This is a genomic window from Jatrophihabitans sp. (genome assembly GCF_036389215.1).
Classification (GTDB): Bacteria; Actinomycetota; Actinomycetes; order Mycobacteriales; family Jatrophihabitantaceae; genus Jatrophihabitans_A.
Genome location: NZ_DASVQG010000247.1, coordinates 24,007 through 30,661 on the forward strand (window position 1 = coordinate 24,007; position 6,655 = coordinate 30,661).

Genomic DNA, 6,655 nt, shown 5'->3' on the forward strand with positions numbered 1-6,655 from the left:
CTACTGCTGGTCTGACTACTGCTGGTCTGACCTACTGCTGGTCTGACTACTGCTGGGCGGCGTACCAGGACGTGAGCTCCTGGACGGCCTGGTCGTGTTCCAGCGGCCCGTTCTCCATCCGCAGCTCCAGCAGGTGCTTGTACGCCCTGCCGACCAGCGGGCCGGGCTCGATGCCCAGGATCGCCATGATCTCGGTGCCGTCGAGATCCGGCCGGATGGCATCCAGCTCCTCCTGCTCGCGCAGCCGGGCGATCCGCTCCTCCAGGGCGTCATAGGTCGCGGCCAGCACCGCGGCCTTGCGCTTGTTCCGGGTGGTGGTGTCCGAGCGCACCAGCTTGTGCAGCCGGTCCAGCAGCGGGCCGGCGTCGGTGACGTAGCGGCGCACCGCCGAGTCGGTCCACTCGCCACGTCCGTAGCCGTAGAAGCGCAGGTGCAGGAACACCAGCCGGGCGATGTCCTCGGTCTGGTCCTTCGGGAACTTCAACGCCTTGAGCCGGGCCTTGGTCAGCCGGGCCCCGACCACCTCGTGGTGATGGAAGGTCACCAGCTTGGTGTCACCGGGGCCGTCGACGAACCGCCTGGTGTCGGGCTTGCCGATGTCGTGCAGCAGGGCAGCCCAGCGCAGCACCAGGTCCGGCTCGGCACCGGGTTCGCGCTGCTCCAGGGCGATCGCCTGGTCGAGCACCTGCAGCGTGTGGGCGTAGACGTCCTTGTGCTGCCCGTGCTCGTCGGCAGCCATCCGCAGCGCCGGCAGTTCCGGCAGCACCACGTCGGCGAGGCCGGTGTCGACCAGCACCTCCAGGCCCCGGCGCGGATAGCTCCCGGCGATCAGCTTGTTGAGCTCGGCCTGCACCCGCTCGACGGTGATCCGGGACAGCTCACCGGCCATCTCCCGGATCGCCGCGAGCACCGGCTCGGCCGGTGTGACACCCAGCTGGGCGACGAACCGGGCGGCACGCAGCATCCGCAGCGGGTCGTCGCCGAAGGACTCCCGCGGGGTGGCCGGGGTGCGCAGCACGCCCCGGGCCAGATCGGCCAGGCCGCCGTACGGATCGACGAAGCCGCTGTCGACCACCGAGACCGCCATCGCGTTCATGGTGAAGTCCCGGCGGCGCAGGTCCTCAGCGATGTCGGTGCCGAACGCGACGATCGGATTGCGGCTGACCCGGTCGTAGCTGTCGGCGCGGAAGGTGGTGATCTCGCACGGCCGGCCGTCGATCTGCGCGCCGACGGTGCCGAACTCGATCCCGGTGGTCCAGGTGCCCGACGCCAACCCGGACACAAGTGTCAGGACCTGCTCGGGACGGGCATCGGTGGTGAAGTCCAGATCGTTCACCGGACGGCCCATCAGCGCATCACGCACCGGCCCGCCGACCAGGAACAGCTGGTGGCCGGACGCGGCGAACACCTCGCCCAGGCGGGCTGCCACCGGCGGGATCGGCACCAGCTCGCCTGGGTTGCCGACCACGGCCGGCGCTCCTGCGTCGCTGCGGTACTCACTCACAAGCCTGACCCTACTGAACCGCCAAGTAGCATCGGTTCTATGTCCCGCGCGTCGAACTCCCGGCGACCGCGGCTTCCCCGGGTAGACGAGACCAGCGCCGGTGGGCTGGTACTCGACCTGTCCGGTCCGGTGCCGCAGGGTGCGCTCATCGGGCGTACCAACCGGCGTGGACGGCTGCTCTGGTCACTGCCCAAAGGCCACCTGGAAGAGGGTGAAACCCTGGAGGAGGCGGCGATCCGCGAGGTCGCCGAAGAGACCGGCATCACCGGCGACATCATCGGCAGCCTGGGCACCATCGACTTCTGGTTCGTGGTGGACGGCCGCCGGGTGCACAAGACCGTCCATCATTACCTGATGCGGGCCGTCAGCGGCGAGCTGTCCGATCAGGACGTCGAGGTCACCGAGGTGGCCTGGGTGCCCTTGCCGCGGATCGCCGACCGGCTGGCCTATTCCGACGAGCGCGGGCTGCTCGACGAGGCGTCCCGGCTGCTGCGGGAGACCGCGTGAGCCGGCGCCCCGGCGACCATTCCCCAGGCCGGACCAGCCGGCTCACCCCGCATCCCGGAAGGGTGTCGGCGCTGGCCACCGCCGCTGCCGCGCTCCTGCTCGTCCTGCTCAGCGTCACCCCGCTCGGCCTCGTGCTGGCACCGGCCGCCGGCGCGGCCAGCCAGCCGCGAGCCGCCGCGGGCCACCCGCGAGCCGCCGCACAGCCGCGTACCGCCGTCTCGATCGTGCTGAACGCGATGAGCCCGCGCAGCCCCGACGCGAACAAGCCCAGCCAGCCCGTCACCTTCGACGTGACGATCTCCAACAACACCGACAACACCTACTCCGACGTCCAGCTGAGTGTGCAGCGCGGCCTGCCCATCGGGCAGCAACAACTGCTGGACGCGGCAATCAAGCAGCCACCCGGTACCGAGTTCCGGGTGCCTGCGCCGCTGCGGTTGCCGCAGCAGTTACTGCCCCGGCAGAGCCTGAGCGTCAGCTACCGCACCACCAGCAACGACCTCTGCCTGTGCTTCGACGGGGTCTACCCCTACGCCCTGGTCGTCCGGGCGGTCAGTGACCCGAGCGTCGGCCCTGCCGAGGTCGGCCGGCTGCAGGTCTTCGTGCCGTCCTTCCAGAACCTCCCCAAACCGGTTCAGGTGGGCTGGGTGTGGCCGCTGCTCGACGTGCCACACCGGGCGGTGGACGAGGACGTCTTCCTCGACGAACAGCTCGCCGGCGCGGTCGGCCCGGGCGGCCGGCTCGACCGGGCGCTCAGGACTGCCGAGCTGGTCGCGGGACAGGCCAGGTTGACCTTGCTGGTCGATCCGGACCTGCTGGACAGCCTGGCCGTGATGGCCAGGCCCACCGGGTACCGGGTGCGCTCGGGCACGACGACGGTGCCCGGCACCGGCCGCAGGCTGGCCGCCGACTGGCTGGCCCGGCTGAAGCTGCTGCAGGCCAAGCACGACATCGTGCTCACCGCCTACGCCGACCCCGACGTCAACGCCGTCACCCGGGCCGGCCTGAAGTTCTCCACCGCCCTGGAACCGCAGGTTCAGGCCCGGATCGCGCCCACCCTCAACGGGGATTTCTCCTCCGACCTGCTGACCTGGCCGGCCGGCGGCGCACTGACCGGCAAGGCCCTGGACGCGCTGATCGGCGGCGGCGCCTCGACGGTGCTGCTCAGCGACGCGGCGCTGCCCGGGCAGAACGAGACCGAACCACGCCCGGACGCGCTCTCGCCACTGCCGTCGGCGGCCGGCCAGGCGCTGGCCCTGGTCACCGACAGCGGGATCCAGGCGACCGTGGCACGGGCGCTGCGGCCGGGTGCGGCGGCGGCGAACGACCAGCAGACCTTGCTGGCGCAGCTGGCGATCCGGGCGGTACAGCAACCTGACCGGAGCCACTTCGTGGTGATCGCGCCGGATCGCTACGTCAATCCCGACCCGGTGGCCGCGGCGCAGACCATCCTCGCCGAGCGCGGCAGCACCTGGGGCCGGCCGATCGCGTTGCGGACCGCGCTGGCGACGGTGACCCCGGTGAACCGGGGCGCCCTGCAGACCGGCGCCGAGCGCCCCGCTGCCGAGCTGAGGGCCGCCGACATGGCCGCGCTCGGCCGGATCGCGCAACAGGTGTCGTCGATGAACGAGGCACTGCACGACAACGACGCCGCCGCGGCGTTGCTGGGCGGCTTCAACAACGGCATCCAGCGTGCCCAGTCCAGCGCGTGGCGGGGCAACCGGGCCGGCGGCTCGGCGCTGACCCGCATCCTGCGGACCCGGATCAACGAGCTGACCTCGGCGGTGCACCTGGTGCAGCCGGCGGTCGGCACCTACAGCCTGTCCTCGGCGAACTCGCCCGTGGTGGTGACGGTCTTCAACGAGCTGCCCCGGCCGGTCACCGTCCGGGTGTCGGTGTCACCGGCCAACGGGGTGGTGGGCTTTCGCGCCCCGCCGGTCGACATGCAGACAATCCCGGCTCGCAGCATCGCCACCATCCGCATCCCCACCCATGTCGATCGGCTGGGTAAGTTCCAGGTCGTGGCAGTGCTCAGCACACCGGACGGTCGGCAACTCGGGCGTGGCGTCACCCTCAACCTGCGGGCAACGTCCATCGGAACGGTCACCAAGACGATCACCATCGTGGCGGTGAGCGTCCTGGTACTGGCGCTGCTACGGCGGCTGGTTCAGCGGGTGCGCCGTGGCCCGAGCAGGGTGCTGGCCGGCACCGCCTCATGACCGGAACAGCGCGTCACGACTGGGGCACCGCGTCATGACTGAGGAGGACTGGTCACCGCCGCGCATCTACGGCACGCCGCTGCCGCTGCCCGGTGACGCCTCGGCGCTGGCTGTGGAGACCGCCCAGCCCGACACCGGCGATGCCTGGAGCGCGCCGATCTACCACGGCCCCCGGCGGCGGCGGCCCCGCTCGTACGAGCAACCCGCCGGTACGCCTGACGGCTCACGCTCGCGGGGCGGCACCACGGCACCACCCCGGCCCGAACCAGCGGCCCCGGGACGAGCGACCCCAGAACCAGCGGCGCCAGGACCAGCAGCCCCGGGACCAGAAGCCCCAGTCCTGCCCGCCACCCTGGAGGCACCCGAGGCCGCCGGTCCGGGCACCATGGTCCAGCCCGCCCGGGAGGCCGAAGCCCCGGACGAGCCGGCCGCTCCCAGCCTGCTGGCTAGCAGCCGGACGATGGCGATCGCCAGCCTGGTCAGCCGCATCACCGGCTTCCTGCGCAGCATCGCCATCGCGGCCGCGGTCGGGGCCGGCATCTACAGCGTCGGGGACGCCTACGGCCTGGCCAACACGCTGCCCAACATGGTCTATGAGCTGCTGCTCGGCGGAGTGCTGACCAGCGTCCTCATCCCGGTACTGGTCAAGGCCCAGCAGGACGACCAGGACCACGGGGTGGCCTACACCCAGCGGTTGCTGTCGATCGCCACCGCCTCGCTGGCCGGGGCCACCCTGCTCGCGGTGCTGGCCGCACCCTGGCTGATCGGCATCTTCGGCGGGCCGCCGGAGTACCGGTCGGTGGCCGCGTTGTGGGCCACCCTGCTGTTGCCCGAGATCTTCTTCTACGGCCTCGGCGCGATGATCGCGGCGATCCTGAACTCCCGGCACAGCTACGGCTGGCCGGCCTGGGCGCCGGTGCTGAACAACCTGATCACGATTGCCGCGGCGCTGCTGTTCCTGCTGGTGCCCGGCCCCGAGAAGCTGAGCACCGGCACCATCACCGACACCCAGATCCTGGTGCTGGGCATCGGCACCACCCTCGGCATCGCCGCGCAGGCGCTGGTGCTGCTGGTTCCGCTGCGGCGCATCGGTTTCCAGTGGCAGTGGCGGTTCCGGGCCTCGCCGAACGAGGCCGGCCGGATGGCCGAGTTCCGGACCCTGACGCTCTGGGTGCTGGGCTACGTGGTGGTCAGCCAGCTCGGGGTGGTCGTGGTCAACCGGGTCGCCAACCAGAACGGCGGCGTGCAGATCTTCGCCCTTGCCGACCTGCTGTTCATGGTTCCCTACGGCATCCTCGGGGTGTCGCTGCTGACCGCGCTGATGCCCCGGATGAGCCGATCGGCGGCCCGGGGCGACACCGCCGGGGTGCTGGAGGACCTCCGGCTGGGCAGCAGGCTCTCGGCGGTGGCGCTGATCCCGATCTCGGTGGGCCTGATGGTCTTCGGCCCGGCCTTCACCAGCGTGATCCTGCTGGGCCGCTTCAGCCAGAGCAACGCCCGGCTCACCGGGGTGGCACTGGCCGCCGGGGCCTTCGGGTTGCTGCCGTTCGCCGTGGTGATGCTGCAGCAACGGGTCTTCTACGCGATGCGCGATGCCCGGACGCCGACCTTCATCAACCTCGCCATGGTGCTCACCAAGATCGCGCTGGTGCTGGCCGGCAGCCAGTTGCTGCACGGCCGGGCGGTCATCGTCGGCCTTACCGTCTCCACATCGACGTCCTACCTGGTGGGGTGCCTGGTGGGCTACTGGCTGCTCCGCCGGCAGTTCGGGGAGTTGCGGTTCGGGCCGGTGGCCCGGACCATCGGCTGGATCTCGGTGGCGGCGGCCGCCGGCGGCGTCGTCGGCCTGCTGGTGGTGCTGGGCGGCAATGCCGTGCTCGGCGACGGGCGGGTCGCGGCGCTGGTGGAGTTGGTGGTCGGTGGCGCGCTCGGCGGCATCGTCGCGGTGCTGCTGGCGCTGCGGTTGCCCCTGCCCGAGGTGGCCCAGATCGCCTCGGCGGTGCGGGGCCGGGCCGGCCGCGACACCGCCGAGGCCACCCCCGGTTCGCGAGCCGGCCAGGAATAGCCGTCGGCCTAGACTGGTTCCTTCGAGGCCTCTCCGACGGGCGGAGAGGCAGGTGAGATCGAGGTCGTAGTGAGCGAGAACCACCGCAAGGTCATCGTGGTCGGCTCGGGGCCGGCTGGCTACACCGCCGCCCTGTACCTGGCACGGGCCGATCTGCGGCCGCTGGTTTTCGAGGGCAACCAGTACGGCGGTGCCCTGATGAACACCACCGATGTGGAGAACTACCCGGGATTCCCGAACGGCATCATGGGCCCGGAGCTGATGGACTCGATCCGCACCCAGGCGGAGAAGTTCGGCGCCGAACTGGTCACCGACGACGTCGTGTCGGTCGAGCTGGAGTCGCCGGTCAAGGTGGTGCGG

The 6,655-nt window shown here is 71.2% G+C and carries 5 protein-coding genes; 4 read left to right on the forward strand and 1 reads right to left on the reverse strand.

Going from position 1 to position 6,655, the window contains the following annotated elements:
• Positions 1-46 precede the first annotated feature (46 nt).
• Positions 47-1,504, reverse strand: a complete 1,458-nt coding sequence (locus tag VF542_RS13890; RefSeq protein WP_408652296.1) for a CCA tRNA nucleotidyltransferase — start codon at positions 1,502-1,504, stop codon at positions 47-49.
• 39 nt (positions 1,505-1,543) lie between these two features.
• On the opposite strand from VF542_RS13890, the gene VF542_RS13895 reads away from it, so the two are divergent.
• The 4 genes from VF542_RS13895 to VF542_RS13910 all read left to right on the forward strand — a co-directional run.
• The gene (locus VF542_RS13895; protein ID WP_408652297.1) at positions 1,544-2,011 is read left to right on the forward strand and encodes an NUDIX hydrolase; all 468 of its coding nucleotides are present in this window, start codon (positions 1,544-1,546) and stop codon (positions 2,009-2,011) included.
• Positions 2,008-4,230 carry a hypothetical protein gene (locus VF542_RS13900; protein ID WP_408652298.1) on the forward strand — a complete coding sequence of 741 codons (2,223 nt, stop codon included), beginning with the start codon at positions 2,008-2,010 and terminating at the stop codon, positions 4,228-4,230. Before VF542_RS13895 ends, VF542_RS13900 begins: the two co-directional genes overlap by 4 nt.
• A gap of 34 nt (positions 4,231-4,264) precedes the next feature.
• Positions 4,265-6,295 (forward strand): murein biosynthesis integral membrane protein MurJ, encoded by a 2,031-nt coding sequence (gene murJ / locus VF542_RS13905; RefSeq protein WP_408652299.1) that lies wholly within the window; start codon positions 4,265-4,267, stop codon positions 6,293-6,295.
• A gap of 69 nt (positions 6,296-6,364) precedes the next feature.
• A partial coding sequence (locus VF542_RS13910) for an NAD(P)/FAD-dependent oxidoreductase (protein ID WP_408652300.1) occupies positions 6,365-6,655 on the forward strand: 291 nt, incomplete at its 3' end.